This window comes from Rheinheimera tilapiae (assembly GCF_042432165.1).
In the GTDB taxonomy this organism is placed as follows: domain Bacteria; phylum Pseudomonadota; class Gammaproteobacteria; order Enterobacterales; family Alteromonadaceae; genus Pararheinheimera; species Pararheinheimera tilapiae.
Window position 1 is genome coordinate 2,464,266 of record NZ_JBHLXP010000001.1, and the last position, 24,096, is coordinate 2,488,361.

Annotated in this window: 24 protein-coding genes; 11 read left to right on the forward strand and 13 right to left on the reverse strand. The window is 52.1% G+C overall.

What is annotated here, in order from left to right; genetic code table 11:
• Positions 1-67 precede the first annotated feature (67 nt).
• Positions 68-478, reverse strand: coding sequence for a hypothetical protein (locus tag ACFFJP_RS10645; RefSeq protein WP_377243201.1), 411 nt, complete (start codon positions 476-478; stop codon positions 68-70).
• Between the two features lie 288 nt (positions 479-766).
• On the opposite strand from ACFFJP_RS10645, the gene ccoN reads away from it, so the two are divergent.
• The 11 genes from ccoN (at position 767) to ttcA (ending at position 10,707) form a co-directional block, all read left to right on the forward strand.
• On the forward strand, positions 767-2,194 hold the full coding sequence (gene ccoN, locus ACFFJP_RS10650; RefSeq protein ID WP_377243203.1) for a cytochrome-c oxidase, cbb3-type subunit I: 1,428 nt from the start codon (positions 767-769) through the stop codon (positions 2,192-2,194).
• Between the two features lie 10 nt (positions 2,195-2,204).
• Entirely contained in the window at positions 2,205-2,846 is a 642-nt protein-coding gene (gene ccoO, locus ACFFJP_RS10655; protein WP_377243206.1) for a cytochrome-c oxidase, cbb3-type subunit II, read from the forward strand.
• A gap of 5 nt (positions 2,847-2,851) precedes the next feature.
• Positions 2,852-3,031, forward strand: a complete 180-nt coding sequence (locus ACFFJP_RS10660) for a cbb3-type cytochrome oxidase subunit 3 (protein WP_031564280.1) — start codon at positions 2,852-2,854, stop codon at positions 3,029-3,031.
• Complete coding sequence (ccoP, locus tag ACFFJP_RS10665; protein WP_377243209.1) at positions 3,024-3,998, forward strand: cytochrome-c oxidase, cbb3-type subunit III; 975 nt, start codon at positions 3,024-3,026, stop codon at positions 3,996-3,998. Before ACFFJP_RS10660 ends, ccoP begins: the two co-directional genes overlap by 8 nt.
• A gap of 79 nt (positions 3,999-4,077) precedes the next feature.
• The gene (locus ACFFJP_RS10670) at positions 4,078-4,557 is read left to right on the forward strand and encodes a FixH family protein (protein ID WP_377243211.1); all 480 of its coding nucleotides are present in this window, start codon (positions 4,078-4,080) and stop codon (positions 4,555-4,557) included.
• Between the two features lie 16 nt (positions 4,558-4,573).
• On the forward strand, positions 4,574-6,967 hold the full coding sequence (locus ACFFJP_RS10675) for a heavy metal translocating P-type ATPase (RefSeq protein WP_377243213.1): 2,394 nt from the start codon (positions 4,574-4,576) through the stop codon (positions 6,965-6,967).
• Positions 6,964-7,155 (forward strand): cbb3-type cytochrome oxidase assembly protein CcoS, encoded by a 192-nt coding sequence (gene ccoS, locus ACFFJP_RS10680; RefSeq protein ID WP_377243215.1) that lies wholly within the window; start codon positions 6,964-6,966, stop codon positions 7,153-7,155. Before ACFFJP_RS10675 ends, ccoS begins: the two co-directional genes overlap by 4 nt.
• A complete protein-coding gene (locus ACFFJP_RS10685) occupies positions 7,145-7,816 on the forward strand; it encodes a sulfite exporter TauE/SafE family protein (protein WP_377243217.1) in 672 nt (223 codons plus the stop codon). The genes ccoS and ACFFJP_RS10685 overlap by 11 nt, the downstream gene beginning before the upstream one ends.
• Positions 7,817-7,852: 36 nt before the next feature.
• Positions 7,853-8,572 carry a fumarate/nitrate reduction transcriptional regulator Fnr gene (fnr, locus tag ACFFJP_RS10690; protein ID WP_377243219.1) on the forward strand — a complete coding sequence of 240 codons (720 nt, stop codon included), beginning with the start codon at positions 7,853-7,855 and terminating at the stop codon, positions 8,570-8,572.
• A gap of 187 nt (positions 8,573-8,759) precedes the next feature.
• Positions 8,760-9,677 carry a universal stress protein UspE gene (uspE, locus tag ACFFJP_RS10695; RefSeq protein WP_377243221.1) on the forward strand — a complete coding sequence of 306 codons (918 nt, stop codon included), beginning with the start codon at positions 8,760-8,762 and terminating at the stop codon, positions 9,675-9,677.
• A gap of 94 nt (positions 9,678-9,771) precedes the next feature.
• Positions 9,772-10,707, forward strand: a complete 936-nt coding sequence (ttcA, locus tag ACFFJP_RS10700) for a tRNA 2-thiocytidine(32) synthetase TtcA (protein ID WP_377243223.1) — start codon at positions 9,772-9,774, stop codon at positions 10,705-10,707.
• A 73-nt stretch (positions 10,708-10,780) separates the two neighbouring features.
• Here ttcA and ACFFJP_RS10705 read toward each other — a convergent pair whose 3' ends face one another.
• The 12 genes from ACFFJP_RS10705 to ACFFJP_RS10760 form a co-directional block, all read right to left on the reverse strand.
• Entirely contained in the window at positions 10,781-11,194 is a 414-nt protein-coding gene (locus tag ACFFJP_RS10705) for a 3-phosphoshikimate 1-carboxyvinyltransferase (protein WP_377243225.1), read from the reverse strand.
• Positions 11,195-11,199: 5 nt separating this feature from the next.
• The gene (locus ACFFJP_RS10710; RefSeq protein ID WP_377243446.1) at positions 11,200-12,570 is read right to left on the reverse strand and encodes a phosphohexomutase domain-containing protein; all 1,371 of its coding nucleotides are present in this window, start codon (positions 12,568-12,570) and stop codon (positions 11,200-11,202) included.
• A 37-nt stretch (positions 12,571-12,607) separates the two neighbouring features.
• Entirely contained in the window at positions 12,608-14,026 is a 1,419-nt protein-coding gene (locus ACFFJP_RS10715; protein ID WP_377243227.1) for a mannose-1-phosphate guanylyltransferase/mannose-6-phosphate isomerase, read from the reverse strand.
• Between the two features lie 114 nt (positions 14,027-14,140).
• On the reverse strand, positions 14,141-15,148 hold the full coding sequence (locus ACFFJP_RS10720; protein ID WP_377243229.1) for a GDP-L-fucose synthase family protein: 1,008 nt from the start codon (positions 15,146-15,148) through the stop codon (positions 14,141-14,143).
• Positions 15,138-16,238 carry a GDP-mannose 4,6-dehydratase gene (gene gmd / locus ACFFJP_RS10725; protein ID WP_377243231.1) on the reverse strand — a complete coding sequence of 367 codons (1,101 nt, stop codon included), beginning with the start codon at positions 16,236-16,238 and terminating at the stop codon, positions 15,138-15,140. The genes ACFFJP_RS10720 and gmd overlap by 11 nt, the downstream gene beginning before the upstream one ends.
• A gap of 22 nt (positions 16,239-16,260) precedes the next feature.
• The gene (locus ACFFJP_RS10730) at positions 16,261-17,025 is read right to left on the reverse strand and encodes a WecB/TagA/CpsF family glycosyltransferase (protein WP_377243233.1); all 765 of its coding nucleotides are present in this window, start codon (positions 17,023-17,025) and stop codon (positions 16,261-16,263) included.
• A gap of 10 nt (positions 17,026-17,035) precedes the next feature.
• The gene (locus ACFFJP_RS10735) at positions 17,036-17,737 is read right to left on the reverse strand and encodes a hypothetical protein (protein ID WP_377243235.1); all 702 of its coding nucleotides are present in this window, start codon (positions 17,735-17,737) and stop codon (positions 17,036-17,038) included.
• A complete protein-coding gene (locus tag ACFFJP_RS10740) occupies positions 17,734-18,471 on the reverse strand; it encodes a tyrosine-protein phosphatase (protein ID WP_377243237.1) in 738 nt (245 codons plus the stop codon). The genes ACFFJP_RS10735 and ACFFJP_RS10740 overlap by 4 nt, the downstream gene beginning before the upstream one ends.
• A complete protein-coding gene (locus ACFFJP_RS10745; RefSeq protein ID WP_377243239.1) occupies positions 18,468-20,648 on the reverse strand; it encodes a GumC family protein in 2,181 nt (726 codons plus the stop codon). Before ACFFJP_RS10745 ends, ACFFJP_RS10740 begins: the two co-directional genes overlap by 4 nt.
• A complete protein-coding gene (locus ACFFJP_RS10750; protein ID WP_377243241.1) occupies positions 20,648-21,214 on the reverse strand; it encodes a polysaccharide biosynthesis/export family protein in 567 nt (188 codons plus the stop codon). The genes ACFFJP_RS10745 and ACFFJP_RS10750 overlap by 1 nt, the downstream gene beginning before the upstream one ends.
• 10 nt (positions 21,215-21,224) lie before the next feature.
• Positions 21,225-22,451, reverse strand: coding sequence for an outer membrane beta-barrel protein (locus ACFFJP_RS10755; RefSeq protein WP_377243243.1), 1,227 nt, complete (start codon positions 22,449-22,451; stop codon positions 21,225-21,227).
• Positions 22,452-22,467: 16 nt separating this feature from the next.
• Entirely contained in the window at positions 22,468-23,868 is a 1,401-nt protein-coding gene (locus ACFFJP_RS10760; protein WP_377243245.1) for an undecaprenyl-phosphate glucose phosphotransferase, read from the reverse strand.
• Between the last annotated feature and the right edge of the window lie 228 nt (positions 23,869-24,096).

The window sequence follows — 24,096 nt, forward strand, 5'->3', positions numbered from 1 at the left end:
CAGGATACAAGCGCGCTAGACTTACAAATGACGATTGGCAGAGTTTAACTAAACACGGCTTCGCGCATCAGCGCCGATAGACGACAAACTCATCCGACAGGCGCTGTTCAGCGCCTTTGTCATCAATAAACAGCAATTCCAGCCGCCAGGTCATTTGCGCATCGGCACAAGCGCCGATTAAAAACTGCGTTTGCCAGTTAATCTGCGATGGTACCGAATCAACAGCCTGCGTGAAAAACAGCGGCATGCGTGGCATTTCCATACTTAGTCCGACTAAGGCCGCCTTATGTAATTGCCAGCCTGCTGGGGTTCGGATAGCTAAACTCAGCGGCGATTCGGTCTGCAGCCGAGCCGGCTGATAGTTGAGTTGCGCAGCACCTTTTTGCACCTGACGCACATCTGACTGTTGCCCGCTCTGTGGCGTACAAGACACAAAACAGAATATCAGCAGCAACAACAGGCATTTTCTCAAAGACATCGGTCATTCCCTTTACAGCGCGGGCCGTTATTCTATCCTATTCACACTGCAACGGAAATTGTTGCTTCAATTGAATATTTTCTGAGCAGCAACATTGTTCTAAATCATAAAACCGACGTATCTGCCTATCTTTTTAGGGGTAAAGCTCGTATGATCCGGCGCAAAGATGGGCTGTGAAAGCGAGCTGAGTCAGTGGTTTGGCGGCAGTTACGGCAAATCTAAAATAAGAAAGGTCGCCCTCGGGTGTTTTCATTTACTAACTAGCAAAAAACTGCAGCGGAACTCAACATGAGCCATACACAATCGTTAAATGTTGACTACAACTACACAGTTGTCCGCCTATTTGCACTCACAACCGTGTTGTGGGGCATAGTCGGCATGAGCGTGGGTGTTTTAATTGCGGCACAACTTTACTGGCCAGCACTGAACTTTGATACTGCCTGGTTAACTTATAGCCGTCTTCGTCCTCTCCACACCAACGCGGTGATTTTCGCGTTTGGTACCAGTGCGTTATTCGCCACGTCTTATTACGTCGTTCAGCGTACCTGTCAGGTCCGCCTGTTCGCCGAAAAGCTTGCCATGTTCACCTTTATTGGCTGGCAGGTTGTGATTCTCGCAGCAGCAATTACCTTACCGATGGGTATCAGCCAGAGCAAAGAATATGCCGAGCTGGAATGGCCAATCGATATTCTGATCACTGTAGTTTGGGTCAGTTACGCCATCGTATTCTTCGGCACCTTAATCAAACGTAAAACCAGCCACATTTATGTTGCGAACTGGTTCTACGGCGGTTTTATTATCACTGTAGCTGCTCTGCACATCGTCAACAGCATGGTGATTCCGGTCACGCTGACTAAATCCTATTCAATCTACGCCGGTGCAGTCGATGCGATGGTGCAGTGGTGGTACGGTCACAACGCGGTAGGCTTCCTGTTAACCGCAGGCTTCCTCGGTATGATGTATTACTTCGTACCAAAACAAGCTGGCCGTCCGGTGTATTCTTACCGCCTGTCTGTCGTGCACTTCTGGGCATTGATTGCACTGTACATCTGGGCTGGTCCACACCACTTACATTACACTGCCCTGCCAGACTGGACTCAGTCTGTTGGTATGGTGATGTCAGTGATCCTGTTTGTTCCAAGCTGGGGTGGCATGATCAACGGTATCATGACGCTGTCAGGTGCCTGGCATAAACTGAAAACCGACCCTATCTTACGCTTCCTGATCGTTTCTCTGTCTTTCTACGGCATGTCGACATTCGAAGGCCCGATGATGGCTATCAAATCAGTAAACGCTCTGTCTCACTACACAGACTGGACCGTTGGTCACGTCCACTCAGGTGCTTTAGGCTGGGTTGCGATGGTATCGATTGGCGCACTGTATCACCTGATCCCTGCTGTATTCGCGCAAGGTCGTATGTACAGCACCAAACTGATTAACACGCACTTCTGGTTACACACAACTGGCGTTGTACTGTACATCGTCGCCCTGTGGATCAGCGGTATTATGCAAGGCATGATGTGGCGTGCAGTCAATACCGACGGCACCCTGACTTACAGCTTTGTGCAATCGCTGGAAGCTTCATATCCGTTCTACCTGATGCGCTTCATCGGTGGTTGTTTCGTCGTCGCCGGCATGCTGGTAATGGCTTACAACGTGATTAAAACCGTGCGTGCCAAACAAGGTACGTTAGAGCCAATCGCAGAAGCGGCATAAGGAGTCAGTCATGTCTAAGAATTATCACGATTTTATTGAGAGAAACGTCGGCTGGCTCGGCATCATGACTGTTGTCGCTATCAGCTTCGGTACCATGGTTGAGATAACGCCTCTGATGTTTCTCAACGAAACAACCGAACCTGTGGATGGCCTCAAACCTTATTCAGCGCTGCAGCTGGAAGGCCGTGATGTTTTTATCCGCGAAGGTTGTACCAACTGCCACAGTCAGATGATCCGCCCGTTCCGTCACGAAGTGGAACGTTACGGTCACTACTCTGTTGCCGGTGAAAGCGTCTGGGAACACCCGTTCCTGTGGGGCTCTAAACGCACAGGTCCGGATCTGGCCCGCGTCGGTGGTCGTTATAGCGACGATTGGCATTATGCCCACCTGATGGACCCACGTTCTGTTGTGCCTCAGTCCAATATGCCAGGTTATCCATGGTTGGATAGCACTGTTCTGGACGGTCAGCTGACAGCGAAGAAAATGGAAACATTTAACGTCCTGACCAAAGGCAAAATGCACAAAGACGATGCTGACGGTGTGATGTACTCAGCGGAAGAAATTGCCGCTGCACAAGAAGCTGTCAAAGGTAAGACTGAAATGCAGGCCCTGATTGCCTATTTGCAATCACTGGGCACCGCACTGAAGTAATTGCCATGGACTTCGTTACAGTACACAGCATTTTCACCGTGATTATTTTTGTGGCTTTTATTGGGCTCGTCGTCTGGCTGTTTGCGTTCAAACGCAAACCCGACTTCGACCAAGTAGCAAATGTGATATTTGCCGACGATAAAAAGCCACAACAAAAACAACAACAGGAGTCGGATCATGAGTAGCTTTTGGAGTGCTTGGATCATTGTATTAACACTTGCATGTCTGGTTGTATGCTTCGTGTTGCTGACATGGAACCTGAAAAACCATGTTGGCGTTGCAGAAAACGAAACCACCGGTCATGAATTTGACGGGATCTCAGAAATCAACAATCCGCTGCCAAGATGGTGGACCATTATGTTTTACGCCACCTTCGTCTGGGCGGTGTATTACTTTGCAGCCTACCCGGGTCTAGGTAGCTGGCAAGGTCTGTTTGGCTGGACCAGTTCAAACCAGGGCGTAAAGTCTCTGGCTGAATCAAAAGCAGCTGTTGAAGCGAAAAAAGCGGCGGGTACCCCTTCTCAGCTGGATGCGGAATACATCAAAGCTGAAGGTACTTTTGCCAAAGAGTTTGCTAAGTACACCAGCCGTCCGGTTGAAGAACTGGCATTTGACAAAGACGCACTGAAAGTTGGTCAACGTCTGTTCTTGCAAAACTGTGCTCAGTGTCACGGCTCAGATGCCCGCGGTCAGCGTGGCTTCCCGAACCTGACTGACAACGACTGGTTATACGGCGGTACTGCTGACAAGATCGTTGAGACCCTGCGTCATGGCCGTAAGGCCGCAATGCCAGCCTGGGGCGAAGCACTGGGTGATCAGGGCGTTAAAGAAATGACCGCTTATGTGCTGAGTCTGTCTGGCCGTAAAGTCAACGACAATGACGCTGCCGCTGGTAAAGCCAAGTTCGGTATGTGTGCGGCCTGTCACGGTATGGATGGTAAAGGCTCGCTGGCCCATAACCTGCCATTCGGTGCGCCTAACCTGACCGATAGCATCTGGTTATACGGTGGTTCAGCCGGTTCAATTGAACAGACTCTGCGTCAGGGCCGTAACGGTCAGATGCCGGCGTTCAAAGACACGCTGGGTGAAGATAAAATCCACGTGATTGCGGCTTACGTATACCGTCTGTCTCGTCCGGATGAAGCGAAGTAATTGCTAGATCCGGCACTGTAATGAAGCCCCCTCGTGGGGCTTCGTTTTATCTGCCTGAAGTTATTCGAGAAAGGAAGTTATGATGTCAAAACCCTGGTATAAACAAGTCTGGCCCTGGATCCTGATCAGCCTGCCGGTGTTTTCGGTCCTCAAAGCCGTGCATACGGTTTACATCATGAACCAGCAAAGTCCGGATTTAGTTGTCGACGACTACTATGCCGAAGGCAAAGCCATCAACCAGAATTTATCCCTTTACCGTGAAGCAGCCGCACGCAATTTACATGCAAAAGTACTGTTAGCCGGTAATAAAGCCATTCTGACCTTTGATACCAACAGCATTCTGGATGAAGACCTGACGTTGGATTTTGTCCACAACACGCTTGCTGCCCAAGATTTTAAAGTCATCGCGCATCGCAGCGGTGAATCCATGTATGTCGCCGAACTGCCGGTAACCCCCACCGGTAGATGGAATCTGGTAGTGCACGATAACGCCAACCAGTGGAAACTGCGTGCGTCGTTAAGCCTGCCGGCTATAGATGCAATTAAACTGACCTACTGAGACCTTTACCTGACCCATGCTGCAACAGCGCTGCTTTCATTGTCATGAACCTGTCCCGGCCGGTACTGATTTTCACTGCGAAGTGCTTGCTGAGACACAAGTCTTTTGCTGCGCCGGCTGCCAGGCCGTCGCCGAAACTATCGTCGCGCAAGGCCTCAGTGATTACTATAAATTCCGTAGTAAAGCCGCCAGCAAAGCCAATGCGATACCGGCGGAACTACAAGCACAACTCACCAGCTACGATAGTGCCGAAGTCTTACAGGACCTGACCCAACAGGTTGGTGATGCGCAGCGCATTGAGCTCTCGATCAACGGCATGAGTTGCGCGGCCTGCGCCTGGCTGATTGAACGTAAGCTACAGCAAAATAGTGCAGTACAACGCGTCAGCGTCAACTCAGGCACAGCCCGTTGTGAACTGGTCTGGGATGCCAAAACAGCGCCACTCAGCCAAATATTAAGCCAAATCAGCGAACTGGGTTATCAGGGCAGCCCCTTTGTCGCTGACCTGGAAGAACAGAATTTCCAGCAGGAATTAAACGCTTATCTGAAACGTCTGGCAGTATCCGGCATTATGACGATGCAGGTCATGATGCTGGCCTTTGGTTTGTATTTCGGCGAATTTAGCGGGATTGAAGCACAATACGAAGGGTACCTGCGCTGGGTTAGTCTGCTGCTGACTTTACCCGTGATGGCCTATGCGGCCCTGCCCTTTAGCAGCAGCGCCTGGCGCGCATTAAAGGCCCGTCAGCTCAATATGGATGTGCCCATTACGCTGGCACTGTATTACACCTTTATCGCTTCGTTGTATGCCACCGTCTTTGATACCGGCGAAGTCTATTTTGAGTCGGTCTGTATGTTTGTCTTTCTGCTGCAGCTTGGCAAATTCTTTGAATTCCGTGCCAGAAAACAAGCGCGCGACGCGACCAGTAACTTGCTTAAAGTGATGCCGGTCAGCGCCACTTTGTGGGATGGTGAACAGGGTATTGCCACATCAGCCAGACGGCTGCAAAGCGGTGACCATATTCTGGTGAAAGCCGGTGAAACCATTCCTGCGGATGGCCTGGTTGAAAGCGGTATCAGCTCAGCCGATGAATCGATGTTAACCGGCGAATACAAAGCAGTCAGTAAACAAGCCGGTGATTTAGTGCTTGCCGGCAGTATGAACCATGACGGCATTCTGGTGGTACAGGTCCGTAGCGCCCTGACCGAATCACGTTTGGGCCAAATTATTGCGCTGCAGCAACAAACGCTGCATCAAAAACCGGCCATTTTGGAAAAAACGGATCGCATCGCCCGTTTCTTCGTACAGAGACTACTGGTGATTGCGACTGTCACCTTTTGTGCCTGGTATTTCTGGATTGATGCCGACCGGGCATTTTGGGTAACGCTCTCCGTGTTGGTCGCCACCTGCCCCTGCGCACTGAGTCTGGCCACTCCGACAGCAGTGACTTGCGCTTTGGCACAGCTCAATCGCAAAGGCATCCTGATCAAAAACCAGCATGTGCTCGATGTCCTGCCAAAACTCAGTAAAATTTTCTTCGACAAAACCGGTACCCTGACCCAAGGCCGGTTTAGTTTGACCGATCTGCAAATCTTCACGCCGCTGTATGACAAAGCACAACTGCTGAATCTGATGGCCAATCTGGAGCAGCAATCTGAACATCCGATCGCCCGGGCTTTTAGCCCTTTCTTTCAACAAGCCTTACCGCTGGAGAACGTTAGCCTCAGTGTCGGTGCCGGTTTGTCAGGTGTTTATCAACAACAGAAGCTACGCATTGGCCGGCCGGATTTCTGTGGCCTGGATCCACAAGACCCTCGACTGGCGGGCGCTCAGGTATGTTTGTCAATCAACGGGGAGTTAGCAGCAACAGTACAACTGGCGGACCAGCTCAGGCCAGAAGTCTCGACGCTGATCCCTGCTCTGCTGCAACGTCAGCTAAAGCTAGCGATCCTGACCGGTGACGCTTCAGCCGCAGCGCCAGCCGTGGCCACGCAGCTGGGTATCAACGAGCTGTGGCAAGGTTGCAGCCCGGAGCAAAAAGTCAGTGCGATCCAGCTGTCGGTACAAGCTGGCGAAACTGTGTTGATGGTTGGCGACGGTATCAACGACAGTCCGTGTTTTCATGCTGCGCATGTGTCTGTTGCACTCGACAGTGGCACCGAACTGTCAAAGAACCAGGCTGACGTGGTGTTGCTGCACAACGACTTACAGCAGCTGCAAACCCTGATTGATGGTGCGCGTCAGGCACATCGCGTGGTACGGCAAAATCTGTGGTGGGCAGCCGGGTACAATCTGGTTATCATCCCGTTGGCGGTCTGTGGTTTTGTCTCGCCTTATGTCGCAGTGATCGGTATGTCCTGCAGTTCATTGCTCGTGGTGTCTAATTCATTACGGTTGCTCAAATCATGAGTATTATCTACGTCTTGATCCCGATAGCTATCATCTTTGTGATGATTGGCATCGCAGTATTTTTCTGGGCGGTGCGTTCTAAACAGTTTGACGACCTGGATAAAGAAGGTTTCAGCATCCTGTTTAACGAAAAACCAGCGTCTACAACACCACCAGCCGACAGCACGCCGCCATCCCGTGAACCCTGATATTTTCGCCGCATTTTTTGTCGGCCTGTTTGGCAGCGCGCATTGCTTGTTAATGTGCGGCGGGATGGCCGGTGCACTGCAGATGCTGATGCCACCATCACGTCCCCGCCGCTATGCGCTGCAGCTGATGCTGGGCCTCGGTCGTATTAGCAGCTATGCGCTGACCGGTGCCTTATTTGGCGGCCTTGGCGCCACGATGATTGGCAGTACCGGCTTAATGCCGCAGTGGCTGCAACTGTTCGCTGGTTTGATGTTATTGGCGATGGCGCTGTATATCAGCCGATTATGGTTTGGCTTGCTGAAACTGGAACGTGCCGGACAAGCGTTATGGCGCCGGGTCCAGCCACTGAGTCAAAAGCTACTGCCGCTGGATTCTGCTCTCAAAGCTTATACCTATGGCTTATGTTGGGGCTATTTACCTTGTGGTCTGGTGTATTCAGCATTGAGCTGGAGCCTCGGCAGTGGCAGTGCCAGTCAGGGCGCCTTGTGGATGGCGCTGTTTGGTCTTGGCACACTGCCGGCTGTGCTGCTGGCGGGTCAGACCGCAGACGCGCTAAGGCAGTTACAGCAACAGCAATGGGTGCGATATGGACTGGCAGCCGTCCTGGCCGCTTACGCGTTACAGACAATTTACCTTGCACTTCGGGCTCTGGTTTTTTAAGCTGGGCATACTTTGGATGGAGTTTGGAAACCTGCGATGAGTTCACCTTCAAGTATTAATTGTCAGCACTGTGGTTTCAGTCAGCTGTGCCTGCCTTTCACCCTCAACGACCAAGAGCTTGATAAGCTTGATCAAATCATCCAGCGTAAACGTCCGTCGCACAAAGGCGATCATTTATTTGAAGCCGGAAAACCGTTACAGGCGTTGTACGCAGTACGCACAGGTTCTTTTAAGACTTATACCCTGACCGAACAAGGTGAAGAACAAATCACCGGTTTTCATTTACCTGGCGATGTCATTGGTTTTGACGCCATCGGTGATCAGCACCACCCTAGCTATGCTCAGGCGCTGGAAACCGCAATGGTTTGCGAGATCCCGTTTAACAACCTCGATAGTCTGTTAGATCAGGTGCCTAAGCTGCGTCAGCAACTGATGCGGCTGATGAGTCAGGATATCCACGGTGACCAGCAAATGATGCTGTTGCTGAACCGAAAAACCGCTGAAGAAAAACTGGCTGCATTTATCACCAATCTGGCACAACGTTTCGGCAGCCGCGGTTTCTCACGCAAAGAATTCCGTCTGACGATGACCCGCGGTGAGATTGGCAACTATCTCGGTTTAACCGTCGAAACTATCAGTCGCCTGCTGGGACGCTTTCACAAAGATGAGCTGATTCATGTCGACGGTAAACTGATCACTATCGCCAATTTTGAAGAATTAAGCCGTATCGCCGGAATGGCGCAAATCGGCCGCTGATGTTGTGTTGATCGCCAGCAAAACCGCCTTAGGGCGGTTTTGTTGTTTCTGCCCCTGACAGCACTGAACGCAGACTTCTTCCGGGAACCAATCGGCGCTTCATTGATCCAACACAACATCACCAAACGCGAAGCGGATTAACTTAGCTACAATGATTCTGTACCTGTGACCGCAAAGGAGAATGATGATGGCGACATATCAGGATGTGCTGGTGGTGCTCGATCCCAGTACTGATCAGCAAAAAGCGTTGGCAAGAGCCATAGAACTGGCCGAGCACACCGCCTGTAAAATCACTGCTTTTTTATCCATCTACGATTTCTCTTACGAAATGACGACGATGTTATCCGGTGAAGAACGCGAATCGATGCGTCAGGCCGTGATCACCGACCGCGAGATTTGGATCCAGGAATTATTGCATCAGGCCCGCACCAAAGGCATAGCCTGCAGCGCCAAAGTGGTCTGGCACAACCGCCCGTTTGAAGCGGTTGTGCAGGCAGTTACCGAACATGGTTATGATTTGGTGATCAAAGGCACCCATGACCATGATGTGCTCAAATCAATGATTTTTACCCCAACCGACTGGCATATTCTGCGTAAATGCCCCTGCCCGGTGTTACTGGTCAAAGAACATGCCTGGCCGGCGCAAGGCAATATACTGGCAGCGGTCAATGCCGGCAGTGAGAAACCACATCACAAAGCGCTGAATCACATTATTATTCGCCAGGCGCAAGCGATGGCCGCGATGCTGAACGCCAAAGTGCATCTGGTCAATGCGTATCCGGGGACGCCTATTCATGTGGCGATTGAGATCCCGGAATTTAATCCGGTTGAATACAACGACAGCATGCGCCATCACCATGTTGATGCAGCGAATGCGCTGGCTGGTCAGTTTGATCTCACCGCAGAATCGGTCCACGTGCAGGAAGGCATGCCGGAAGATGTGATCCCGCGTGTGGCCAAGGAACTGGACGCTGAGATGGTGATTATCGGCACTATCGGTCGCACCGGTTTGTCGGCAGCCATTATTGGCAATACCGCCGAACATGTGATTGACCGGCTCGATTGCGACGTGTTGGCGCTAAAACCGGACGCGCCAGTCGCATAACAGTCGATGTTCCACGCCCGTAACCAAGAATTGGAATTGGCAAGCGGGCGTGATCCGCTATAATGTGCGCCTTTTTTACTGTCTGGGTAGCATCATGTCACACTCCGCTGAAGCCAAAGCGCAATATAATCTGAACAAACTGCACAAAAGACTGCGTCGTGGCGTGGGTCAGGCCATCGCTGATTTTGGCATGATTGAGGAAGGCGACAAAATCATGGTCTGCCTGTCCGGTGGCAAAGACAGTTATACCTTGCTCGACATTCTGCTGAATCTGCAGCAATCCGCCCCGATCAACTTCAGCATTGTGGCGGTCAATCTGGACCAGAAACAACCGGGCTTTCCGGCGCACGTGTTGCCTACTTACTTAGATGGCATCGGCGTGGATTACCAAATCGTCACTGAAGACACCTATTCCATCGTCAAAGAAAAAATTCCTGAAGGCAAAACTACCTGTTCTTTATGCAGCCGGTTGCGTCGGGGCATTTTATACCGCACCGCCAAAGAGCTGGGCGCGACCAAAATCGCACTGGGCCACCATCGGGATGACATGATTGAAACGATGTTTCTGAACATGTTCTACGGCGGTAAAATGAAGTCGATGCCACCGAAGCTGATTAGCGACAATGGCGAACACATCGTGATCCGCCCGCTGGCATACTGCCGGGAAAAAGATATCGAAAAATACGCCACCGCACGTGAATTCCCAATTATCCCGTGCAATTTATGTGGTTCACAGGATGGTTTGCAACGTCAGGTAGTGAAAGAAATGCTGCAGGACTGGGACAAACGCTTCCCGGGCCGGATTGAAACGATGTTCCAGGCCATGCAAAACATCGTGCCATCGCACATGGTCGATAAAAACCTGTTCGATTTTGCTGCTGTCACTAAGGCGAGTGCTGGCGAATTTGCCGGTGACACCGCTTTTGATAAAGAAGCAGTACCGGCAAAACCAGTCGGTTTATTGGCCGAAGATGATGATGAAGAGCCACAAAACGGCGTGGTGGTACAACGGCTCGAAATTAGCCTTTGACCGTACGGAGATCAGACTGAAGCGCAGTAGTTAACCTGCGCTTCAGGTTTGAGATTTGAGGTTGAGACGACCATCAGCCAGCAAACAGCGCTTTAAACCAATGCCAGACGCCAAAAGAATAATCGTCAAATAAATCAATCCCCAGTGCCGATTTCAGCAGGTACAGCAGCAATAGCCCAATCAAAGCGGCAACCAACAAAAACATACTGATCACGACAGCTTGCATCAGCCGGCTGAGCTGGCCGTGCCGCGGATCGCCGCGATGATTGCGTCCGCCGACAATCACATAGTAGTAACGCCAGCGCCCCAGCCCGACAGTGCCGCGTAAGTCCAGCCGGTGTTTACCCCATTGCCTCGCCCCCAACGCGACGCGCAGATAGCTAAGCTGCGCTTCAGTAAAGCTTTGCTGCACATCCTCAGGCATCCGTTCCAGCAGCTTCTGCATGGCCGGATCCTGGCGGATATCATCGGGAGACGCTGTACTCATTGCTTTTAGCCTTGCTGCAATAAAGCGGATAGCTCCGCCGTTTTTGCCTGCATCAACGCGATATCGCCGCGACTTTCCACATTGAGCCGAACCAGCGGCTCGGTATTGGAACTGCGTAAGTTAAAGCGCCAATCGGCAAATTCCAGACTGATACCGTCGGTCGTATCGAGCTTGTCGGCCGATGGCTGATACAACGCCAGAATTTCCGCCAGTTTGGCTTTAGGCTCGGCAATAGTGAAGTTGATTTCACCACTGGATGGAAAGGCGGCGATGCGTTCCGCGACTAACGCTGACAGTGCCTTTTGCTTCACGCACATCAGTTCAGCCACCAGCAGCCACGGGATCATGCCACTGTCGCAGTAAGCAAAATCACGGAAATAATGATGCGCGCTCATCTCACCGCCATAGACCGCATCTTCCAGCCGCATCCGCTCTTTGATAAAGGCATGGCCGGTTTTTGACTGAATGGCTTCACCACCCGCCTGCTGCACCAAATCGATGGTGTTCCAGGTTAAGCGTGGGTCGTGAATAACACGGGCACCGCTGTGCTGTTGCAGGAATGCTTCAGCTAACAGACCGACGATGTAATAGCCTTCAATAAACTGGCCCTGTTCATCAAACAGGAAACAACGGTCAAAGTCGCCGTCCCAGGCCACGCCAAAATCAGCCTGATGTGCCAGTACGGCTTTGGAGGTATCGGCGCGATTTTCCTGCAGCAATGGGTTTGGGATGCCATTTGGGAAGGTCGCATCTGGCTCGTGATGGACTTTAATAAACTGCAGTGGCAACCCCAATGCTTCGCAACGACTTTCCAGCTCGTCAATGACATGACCAGCGGCGCCATTGCCCGAATTCACCACGATTTTCATCGGTTTGAACAGTGACGGACGGATGTAACCAAGCAAATGCGTGACAAAATCGGCCAGCACCGACTGCTGACGATAAGCGCCGCGTGTTGCGACCGCAACAAAATCGCCTTGTTCGGCAATGGCTTTGATGTCGAATAAGCCACTATCACCGCTGATTGGCCTGGCGTCTTGTTGCACCAGCTTCATGCCGTTGTAATCGAGTGGATTATGACTGGCAGTGACTTCGATGCCACCACAGACACCTAAATGGAAAGTGGCAAAATAGACTTCCTCAGTACCAGTCATGCCAAGGTCTATCACATCGACACCGGCATCCATCAGACCATTAGCCAGTGCCAGCTTCAGGCTTTCTGAGGTTGCGCGCACATCGCCACCGACCACCACAGTTTTAGCCTGTTGGTATTGACCAAAAGCGCGGCCAATCCGGTAGGCGACGTCTTCGTCCAGTTCATCACCGAGACGACCACGGATATCATAAGCTTTGACGCAATTAATTTTGCGGTACATCTCGGTTTTCGGCTGTGTGTCAGTTTTCAGGGACATGTCAGGCCCGCCCATAACGGTCTTCAAACCGCACAATGTCATCTTCGCCAAGGTATGAACCGGATTGCACTTCAATCAGTTCCAGCTCTACCTTGCCCGGGTTTTCCAGCGCATGCACCGCAGTGATGGGGATATACACAGACTGGTTTTCCGTCAGGTACTGATCCTGGCCATCGATAGTCACTTTGGCGGTACCCGATACCACAATCCAGTGCTCGGCGCGATGGTGGTGCATCTGAACCGATAATTTCGCGCCGGGTTTGACTGTGATCCGTTTCACCTGGAAGCGTTCACCATGGTCCACTGAATCGTATTTACCCCAAGGACGGTACACTTCTCGATGGAAGGTGACTTCTGGCCGCTGCTTGGCTTTGAGCTGTGCGACGATGTGTTTGACATCCTGCGCCTGATCTTTGTGTGCAACCAGTACCGCATCTTTGGTGCTGATCACGACTAAATCCTGCACACCTACGGTTGCGACGAGCTGTTGTTCAGCACGTACATAGCAGTTTTGACTGTTGTGGGACCAAACATCACCGTGATGCGAATTACCGTCGTTGTTTTTACCACTGACCTGCCATAACGCAGCGAAACCGCCGACATCGTTCCAGCCGGCGGCTAAAGGCAACACCACCACGCTGGCCGGCTCGTCGCGGCTTAATGGCTCCATGATGGCGTAATCGATTGAATTATCCGGGCAGGCTTCAAATGCCGCTTTTTTCACCCGGACAAAATCTAAATCCGGACTCAGCTCAGCCATGGCTGCCTGACAGGCTGCAAGCATCGCAGGCTGATACTGACCTAATAACTGCAGGTATCGGTCGGCGCGGAACATAAACATCCCGCTGTTCCAGTAGTATTCGCCGCTTTGCAGATACTGCTCAGCGGTCGGCAGATTGGGTTTTTCGACAAAAGCATCGACCTGAAAACCGAGGCCAGAGGCAGCCCCGCGGCGGATATAACCATAACCGGTCTCCGGCGCCGTTGGCACTATGCCGAAAGTAACCAACTTGCCTGCAGCAGCCAGCGGCTCTGCCTGCTGGACCGCGGCACGAAACGCCGCTTCATCGTCAATCACATGATCTGCCGCCAGCACCAGCAACACTGCGTCCGGCGCCGTCGCGACAGCCTGCAAAGCGGCCAGTGCAATGGCCGGCGCTGTATTGCGTCCGACCGGTTCCAGCAGAATGGATGCGCCCTGCACTCCGAGCTGACGTACCTGCTCGGCAGCGATAAAGCGATGGTCTTCGTTACAGATCAGCAAAGGCGCCTGATGCGCCAGACCTTTGAGACGCAACAAGGTCTGCTGCAACATGGTGGTATCACCGGTCAGCGCTAAAAATTGCTTCGGGTAGTTACCACGTGAGAGTGGCCATAACCGCGTTCCTGAGCCACCGGCCATAATTACGGGTGTGAACATTATTGAAATCCTGTCAAATCACTGATTTGGGTTAGTCTGATGGAGCGCTGCGCTGCTGTCAATTGCGCCACAGACTGCAAGCGGCCGCCATGAATGACCATGTCTGTGCTGTATTCAACGCCCACGATCGGCAGCGCCACGCAGCTGTTGCTGATGTTGTTGATACCAGCGCCAGGTCTGGGTCAGACCTGCTGTTAACGAAATCTGTGGTGCCCAACCGAGCTGGCGTAAGCGGCTGCTATCGACCAGTTTGCGCGGCGTGCCATCGGGCCGGCTCGGGTCAAAACTCAACGCCTGTGGGTAGCCGATAATGTCACGCAATAACGACGCCAGTGCCGCGATGCTGATTTCCTCACCGCTACCGACATTCAAAAACCCGGGCGTGTCAGCACAAGCCTGCCAATAAACGTCTGCTGGCAACTCCATCACCAGCCGGCATGCTTTGGCCAGATCATCAACATGCAAAAACTCGCGCAGCGCCGTACCAGAACCCCAAATCTGCATGGGGCTCTGCGTATCTTTCGCCAGTTGCATCCGACGCATTAAAGCCGGGATCACATGCGCCTGCTGCAAATCAAAATTATCGCCAGGCCCATACAAATTGGTTGGCATCAGTGCACGAAAATCGGCGCCATACTGCCGGTGAAAACTGCTGCATAGCTTTAAACCGGCAATTTTCGCGATAGCGTACGCATCATTCGTGGGCTCGAGCGCCCCGCTTAACAGCGCAGCTTCACTGATCGGCTGGTCGGCAAATTTCGGATAAATGCAGCTCGACCCCAGAAATAACAAGCGGGAAACACCGCACTGATGCGCAGCAGCCACTAAGTTGGCGGCAATTTGCAGGTTCTGCAGAATAAATTCTGCCGGATATTGTTGATTGGCAGCGATGCCACCAACCCGTGCCGCCGCCACCAGGATCCAGTCCGGTTGTTGCTGCTCGATAAAAGCCTCAACGTCGGCCTGACGGGTTAAATCCAATTGACTGCGCGGTGCGGTGATCAGCTGATAAGCAACTGACCGATCGGCCGTTTGGCTGAACTCGCGATAAAGTGCCTGCCCGACCATGCCCTGATCACCGGCGATAAACACTCGCAGTGGTTTCTGGCCTTCAGCGTGCATAACCGTTGGCCTCTAATAGTGCCTGACGTTTAGCCTGAGCCAGATCATGCGCCATCATCATCTGGCACAACGCGGTAAAATCTGTCGCGGGTTGCCAGCCAAGCACGGTTCTGGCCCGCGTCGCATCGCCACATAATGATGGCACTTCGCTGGGACGCAGATAACGCGGATCAATTCGCAGGATCACGGCGCCGGGTTGTAAAGCAGGCGTGCGGGCCGGATCACAATGTAAAACTGTGGCGATCTCGGTCAGGCCAGAGCCACTGAAGCTCAGACTGATGCCGAGGCTGGCGGCGCAACACTGCAAGAATTCGCGTACGGTATGCTGCACACCGGTCGCAATGACAAAATCACTGGGTGTGTCTTGCTGCAACATACGCCAGGCTGCATCCATATAGTCGGCAGCAAAACCCCAGTCACGCCGAGCATCCAGATTGCCCAGATACAGACATTGTTGCTGACCCAGCGCAATCGCTGCTAAGGCACGGGTTATTTTACGGGTGACAAAAGTCTCACCGCGTCGCGGCGATTCATGGTTAAACATAATGCCGTTAACGGCGAATAAACCATAAGCCTCACGGTAATTCACGGTGGTCCAGTACGCGCCGACTTTAGCTATCGCATAAGGCGAACAAGGCCGAAATGGCGTGTCTTCGTTTTGCATCAGGCTGGTGACTTTGCCATACATCTCTGAGGTGGCTGCCTGAAAAAACCGACAATTCAGCCCAGATAAACGTACCGCCTCTAACAAACGGATAGTGCCAAGCGCCACCACATTGGCGGTATATTCGGCCGCTTCAAACGACACCGCGACATGACTTTGTGCGGCCAGGTGATAGATTTCGTCAGGCTGAATTTTCTGCAACAAGCCACATAAGGCCAGACTGTCACTCATATCACCGTAGTGCAGGAACAATGGCAGGTCCTGCTGATGCGGATCCTGATAAATATGGTCAATCCGGCTGGTATTCAGTGACGAGGCCCGACGTTTCAGGCCGTGCACCTGATAACCTTTAGCAAGTAACAACTCGGCTAAATAAGAACCATCTTGTCCGGTGATCCCGGTAATAAACGCCACTTTTTTGTTCAAACACTCTTCTCCAGACACTCAATCACCGGCTGTGTTGCTGCCACCACGCCCGGCACAAACAGATTAAAAACCGCGGATTATGTTTCAGGTATCGGGGCGCCAGCCGGCGTGGCTCCTGTAACCAGCGATACAACCATTCCAGCGCCAGCCGTTGCACCCAGCGCGGAGCCTGCCGCCGGCGACCGCTGAGAAAATCCACTACAGCACCGATCCCCAGCTGCAGCGCTGGCAACTGCGCACTGTATTGGTCAATCCAGACTTCTTGTTTCGGACAACCAAGTGCCACAAGAATAATATCGAGTTGGGCCTGCTGCATCAGCTGTAATTGCTGTGGTTCAGCACTGGCTGGATATGGCTGCCACGACGGCGCATGCTGGTAGCAAACCAGCAATCCCGGCACTAACTGCTGCAGGCGATGGACTGCAGACTGCAAATCAGCCTCGGCATGACCACCATAAATACCCACCCGTAAGCCCTCGGCTGCGGCACGGCGACATAGTGCCAGCACCAGATCGATGCCACGCAGTTGCGGGCAGCTGATGCCATTGACCAATCGCTGCCACCAACACAGCGGTTTACCGTCCGCCAGCACAAAATCGCTGCGAGCTAACACTTCGGCAAAAGCGGGATCGTCAGCCGCTTCCATCAGCATATGGACATTGGCTAAATACAGTCGGGTCGATACCTGACGTTTTGCCCTGCTGACCAATTCGCTGACCAATGACGGCATGGACTGCGCCCGTACCTGAGTACGCATCACCAGACCCGCGCTGAACTGCCCTGTCATTGCGGCCCCGTCATGGTGCCGGACTCGCCTCAGGACATAACTGGCGTTCGACCTGAGGCCACTGCGGCTCTGTTGCCGCGCGCCGGCGCAAATACAAACAAGACTGACGCTGCAGTTTAAATTGCTGCACCAACGCAATGGCCTGACCGCTCAGATGACCAAACAGTGTTTGCTGCAAGTACTTGAATATCTCTGCTTTTTGCCCTGCCGACCAATAAGGCCAGTATTGAAAACTCAGACTCAAAAACTTCTGCTGTACTTGCGGTAAATAAGCACCGTGCTGACGCGCTAATATCATTTGCGTCCAGGCATCAGTCAGGCGGAACTGGGTATGGCCGAGGAAATAACCATAGTCGGCGTATGCAACCGGCCAATCGGGTCGCAGCGCGATGGCTTGCTGATACAACGCTTCGTTGCCAGCCAGTGCCTCGGTATTGAGATAACCGCTGTGCCAGCCCCATTCATTAATTTTGGCCTGCATCAATAAATAATGCGGATTGCCGGGCTGCAACGCGGCGGCCTGACTGATCGCTGTAGCAGCCTGTTGATAGTCGTCCGCTACCGGCGGTTGTTGTTGCCAGTGATCAAGCGCAAAAGCCGCCTGAAAATAATACAAACTGGCGATCCCAGCCTGGCCGGCCAGAAACATCAATCCTGCCAGCGGCAGTGCTAAAACGGTCAGCCACATTCGACGGCGTAATATTGGGCTCATTGGCTCCCTCCAAAATCGAGGCTCGCCGTGATCAGTGCCGGATGTGCTGATACCAGTGCGTCGGCGTAGTGATCGTCCGTCAGCTGCGCCAGCTGTTGCCGGGCTTGCTGTAACTTGGGTGGGCGACGTTGCAAATTATGACAATCGCTGGCCATCACCTGATAGATGCGTTGGCGCACCAGCATGTCGGCACATTGCTGATGGCGATCACCTAAATCGCCGAGCAATGAGCTGGCGGTGAGCTGAAACAAACAACCAGCGCTTTGCAGGCGTTGCAACAACTGTGGATTCGCCTGAATTTCCCGATTGCGTTCCGGATGCGCAATCATCGCAATGATCTGCTTTTTACCAAGCCATTTCAGCAGTTTGTCGGTACCTGCCGGGACATGGCTATGGGGTAATTCCAGCAATAATACCTGCTGCCCTTGCCACATCCCCAAAAATGGTAACTGTTGTTGCTCAATCGCACTCATCAGTTGGTCGGTGAGTCGCACTTCGGCTGCTGCCGCCAGTTGGATGGGGATTTGATGCTCTAGCACCAGTGCACGGGCGACCGCTAAGGCCGAGGTGATTGTGTTGCGGTCATTGTCGAAATAACCCGGATTGATATGGGGCGTTGCCACCATCCGGCGAATGCCATCCGCGGCGGCGAGACGCAGCAACGCGAGCGTTTCGCCCGCGTCCACAGCGCCGTCATCAATACCGGGCAGGATATGGCTGTGCAGGTCAATCATGTCGATTCAGACGACTGCGCATAATATTGGTAATAGCCGTAGCTGCCGTAACGCTCGGCGTTTTTCAAATCAAGGTCATTGAGCACCACACCAACAACCCGGGCATGGGCGTTCACTAGTTTCGACAACGACAACTGCACCAGACCTGAGCGCGTGTGATCGGCTTTCACCACCATCACTACCGAATCTGACAGCCGTGACAGCACTAATGCGTCACTGACAGCATGTACCGGCGGTGTATCGATAATGATTTTCTGATAACGGCCGCGCAGTTCAGCCAGCAGCGTTGCTACGCGCGGACTTGATAATAATTCCAGCGGATTTAACGGAATGGTACCCGCTGGCATGATGTCGATGCCGCTTTGCTCATCATGCACGATACAATCGTCCAGCGTCTCGGTTTCCGCCAGATAGTTGGCGAGGCCCGGTTGAAACGCCGGCAAACCAAAACGCTTGGCAATGGTCGGTTTGCGCATATCCGCATCAATCAACAACACGGTTTCGAGCTGGCGGCAGGCAAACGACAGATTACTCGACACCGTCGATTTACCCTCTTCCGGAATTGACGACGTCACTGCCAGTACCTGGATCGGCCGGTCCAGACCAAGCAACGACAGACTGGTGCGGATAGATCGGATCGATTCACTGAACAAGCGCGCATCGGTAGAGAAGAAGGTGCGGTTTAATGTCACCAACTGCTGTTTACCGGCAATTTTAGGCACCACACCGAGCGCACGTTGTTGCAGCACAGCTTCGACTTCCTGGGTCGTTTTGATGGTGTCATTCAGCGACTCCATCACAAAGGCCACAATGATGCCAAAACCAATGGCCGCGACAAAAGCCAGGATCACGATCAGTTTGCGTTTCGGTTTAATCGGATCGACCGCAGGCATCGCGCGGTCCGTAAAACGCGCCACTGCTGAATTAAAATCACCGGTCACTTCGGTTTCTTTTTGCCGCGCCATGAAAGTATCAAACAGCTGGCGATTGGTTTCTACTTCACGTTGTAAGCGCTGATATTCAGCTTCTTTACCGCTCAGGTCCTGATACTGGCCTTTGGCGCGTTGCATTTCGCTTTCGAGCGCACTCAGGCTCTGACTCAGAGTGTCGGCTTCGTTGGTGATGCCCGACAACAGTTTACGGATTTGCTCGCGTAAATTGTCCTGTACCGACGCCAGTTCAGATTTGGCTGCCAGTAACTTTGGATGTTTTGGCCCGTAAATTTTGCTGAGCTCTGACACTTTCCGCTCGGCCGATACGGCTTCCATTTTCACACTCTGCACGCCAGGATGCGCAGTTATTTCCGGCAGGGTTTCCAGCTTCTCAATTTGGTCGATGCCGTATTGTTTCACCACACGGACAAAACTATCGATCTGGGCTTTTTTCGACCTGGCCTGAGTGATTTGTTCGCCTAAGCGTTCCAGTTCCTGACTGCCGAGACTACGCACACCTGCCACATCGACCAGCCCTTCGCGTAAGCGGAATTCCTGCAGTGACTGTTCAGATTGATCGAGTTTTAACCGCAGCTCGCCGAGACGCCCGCCCAGCCAGCTGCTGGCTTTTTGCGTGATGCCCATTTTGGCCGCCAGCTGACCATCGATATAAGCTTCACCAATCGCATTGGCGACTTCCGCCGCCAGTTTTGGATCCTGGGCTTCAAACACAATGCTGACCAGCTGCGTTTTACGCACCGGCTCTATCGACAACCGTTCGATAAACGCCTGTACCAGTTTCTCCCGATCCCGCGCGGCCTGACCTTCAGCGGAGATCTGTTGGGTACCTGCGGTCAGAAACGGCAATAAGGTGCGCAGGTCATCCAATAAGCCTGGTTGTCCGACAAATTCAGGGTGGCTGGCCAGTTGTAACCGGTCGATGACAGATTCAGCGATGGTGCGGGATTTTAGGATCTCAAACTGCGTCAGGTAATATTCCTGCTGCGCTGAATTGATGCCGTACACTTCGTCGATTTTCACCGCTTTGGCTTGTTGCGATTCAATCAGCAACGTCGCTTTACTGCTGTAGATCTGTTTCATGTTCAGCACGACAAAAATCGTCAGCGCCGAAACTAAAATCGCCAATAATAAAATCCGCCATTTTGAGCGGTTGATCACCATAAAATATTTACGTAAATCAATCACTTCATCAGGTGCTGCGTTGTTTTCAGCTGAAATCGCCATCAGAAAAATCTCTGCTCTATTGTGATGGTATCGCCGGCACTGATTTGAGTATTCAGATTGCCTTTTTGTTTGGTGGCTTTGTCGCCTTCCCGCGAAATAATGATGTCTTCGCGCGACGCCCGCTCGGTCATACCGCCAGCTAATGCAACGGCCTGGTCAACAGTCATCCCTGGCTGATACGGATATCCGCCAGGTTTTTTCACTTCGCCATGGATATAAAACGGCCGGTATTGCACCATGCCGACAAAGACATTGGGCTCGACAAAATAATCGCCTTTGAGCCCTTGATACAGATGTTGTTCAACTTGCTTCAGCGTCATGCCGGTGACTTTGATTGTCCCCAGGAACGGATAATTCAGCGTGCCGCTATTGGTCAGTTGGGTTTCCAAATCTAACTCAGGCTCACCAAACACTTTGATTTTGATGATATCGCCCGGCCCCAACACGTAATCATCAGCGCTTTGCGGCGCCGACCCTGCCGTGGTTTGCGCCATCACACCAAAGCACAACAAGACTGAGATGGCGAAAAATCTGCCGAAAAATCTGCCCAAGCATTTGCCCAACATCTGTTTATCCTTACAACGTCACTTTGAACTCAACACCATAGACTGTGCGGTCAAACTCAATGATGCCCAGCGTAGAAGTACGATCTTCCAGATTAATAAAACCGGTGACCTGCAACCAACGCTTTGGTTTTGCGGTTAATTCTGCTGTGATCACCTTATTCGTATCTTCGCGGCGAAGCAAACTATTCGCACTGGTTTGCAGCAGGTTGTAAGCGTCTGTCTGATATTCATACGCCAGTTTTGACGTCAGGGATTCAGACCATTGATGGTTCCAGCCGATGCTGTAACTGGTTTCAACGATATAATCCGAGTTGATGTTCAGAGCGTCAACGTCTTTGGCGCGCCGGCCAGCCGCGAGATCAAAGCCTGAATAAGTCAGTGGTTGCCATTGGACTATGGTCTCCCAGGCAAAACCACTGAAATTCTCCCGCTGCTCCAGATCAAAGTCTTTCTTCTGGTAACCCAGCTTCAGGATCCCGGTGGTGATGGCGCTCATTTCCCACTCAGTACCGAGGCGGTAGTTGGTATCCTGGTTATCCCGCGCACCACTTAAATCCACAGATTTAAAATTGATGTCGGCACTGGCGACTTCCGCAACGAGCTTAAAGGCACCGCCGGTCTGATAAACAAAACCACCACCGAGCTGGCGCAAGTCATGGTCACGGTATTGCGTTACATCACGGAAATTGTCGTAGTCTTTGGCATAATACCGCGCGTTGGCGCGCAGTTTGCCGGTAGAACCCTGATTGCCGTATTCATATTCGACAACGCCGTTTTGGCTGTTGTAGCGCGTCACTTCATCCTGCACTAAGCCGCGGCCTTCTGACACACCGGTGCCGCGATCTTCATGCAACCAGCTGCCTGTGCCTTTAAATTTCAGCTGATGCGCGCTGCCTGGCGATAACCGTGCTTCGGCGTCCAGATATCCATCGGTGTAATCATCTTCGCTGCTGCTGAAATATTTGCCGTTACGCAGTGCACCACTCAGTGTGTAATTGTTCACACCGTCGACCAGATTGGCTTTTAATGACGGCGCAATAGTGCTGAGCCAGCTCGAAACCGATTTTTCTTTGTCGCGGATCACGTTGTCATCATGGCGCAACGAAGTCACCAGCCCCGGGATTAAATCAATACCAGACTCGGTACGGATCATGCCCTCCGGTTCCTGCGCCTGTACCGTGGTCACAACACCACATAACAGCATCCCTGTCAGGCGCGTTAACTTCAGCTTCCCCATGTCATTGCTTCCCTTGTTAATACACATGTTTGCCACTAAACCCTTTAAAAATTGTTCTGACGATAATTTTGATATCAAACCACAGCGACCAATGGCGGATGTAATACAGATCAAACTCCACCCTTTTCGCCATTTTATCCAGTGTATCGGTTTCACCGCGCCAGCCATTGACCTGGGCCCAGCCGGTGATCCCCGGTTTTACTTTATGCCGCAGCATATAAAACGCGACTTGATTGCGGTACTGCTCATTGTGCGCCACGGCATGAGGCCTTGGCCCTACAACCGACATTTCACCATGCAACACGTTGATAAATTGTGGTAATTCGTCCAGAGATGTGCGCCGTAAAAAAGCACCAAACCAAGTAACACGCGGGTCGTTACGCGTGGCTTGCACCACCAGTTCGGCATTTTCCTGCACTTTCATACTGCGAAACTTCAATACACCAATCTTCTTCCCATCCAGACCATATCGGTCCTGACGAAACAACACAGGACCGCGCGACGTCAGCTTGACGCCGCAGGCTAACAACAATAACAAAGGACTCAGCATCACTAACGCAGTTGCACTGAACAGTACATCAAAAGTGCGTTTGAAGTGACTTTGTAATCCCAGATGCGGCGACTCAAACACACTGATGGTGTCGATATCGCCAACCGCACTGAGCCGGCCCTGCATCATCTTTAACGTCAACATGTCCGGCACCAGATACACGTCGAGCGTGGTATCGCCCAGTTGACTGACAATATGCTGGATCCGCGCTTCGGCGTGCATCGGCAGACAAATATACAAACGGGAAAACTCACCTTGCTGGCCACGCATGACGGCGTCATTAACCGTCCCCAGCAACAGATGTTGATATTCTTCCGGCATCCGTGAGGCGTCACGATCATCAAAAAAGCCGATACATTCAAAGCCGAGCTCACGCTCCTCGGCAAATTGCTGACTGAGCTGAATGCCGCGGGCTGTCAGGCCGACCAGCGCCACTTTTTGCCGGTGAATGCCGTGTTCGAGCTGCACTTTACGGACGATACGCTGCGCCAGTCGCCAACCGACCATCAACAACACCGAACCGCAGAACCAGGCCGTCATGATCACCCGCGAATAACTGGCACCGACTTTCAATAAAAACAAAGAGATAAGCTGAATAGCAAAGGAAATAACCAACACCGCGACTGCGCGTCGGATCATCTGACGAAATGCGGATAACCGCCAGGACCGGTAAAGCGACATGCCTTCAGCTAAGTACGAAAACAACAACACTTCGGCGAGTAATAAGATCAGGTAATTTTTGTCAAAACTGACGCCGTACAAAAAACAGCTCAGTAACAACACAAACATCAGAATGGCGTAGTCAATGAAACGATAGAGGGCGGCATAACCGCTTCCGCTGACTTCGATTGGACTGGACTTCTTCAAACAACATTTCCCTGAAATATTTGAAACAGCAGCACAGACGCACTGTTTCGTTTAGAAAATCAGCGACTCATGGCATTCTACTGATAACACCGGATCCACGCAATGTTGCACTTTGTAAATGAACGGCATTTTGTCGTGGTAACATCAACAACATACAGGTTTTTCTAATCTATCGCTGAGGTTCGTTATGTCTGGTCGGTTTACGCGGATTTTTTTCATCGGAGCAAT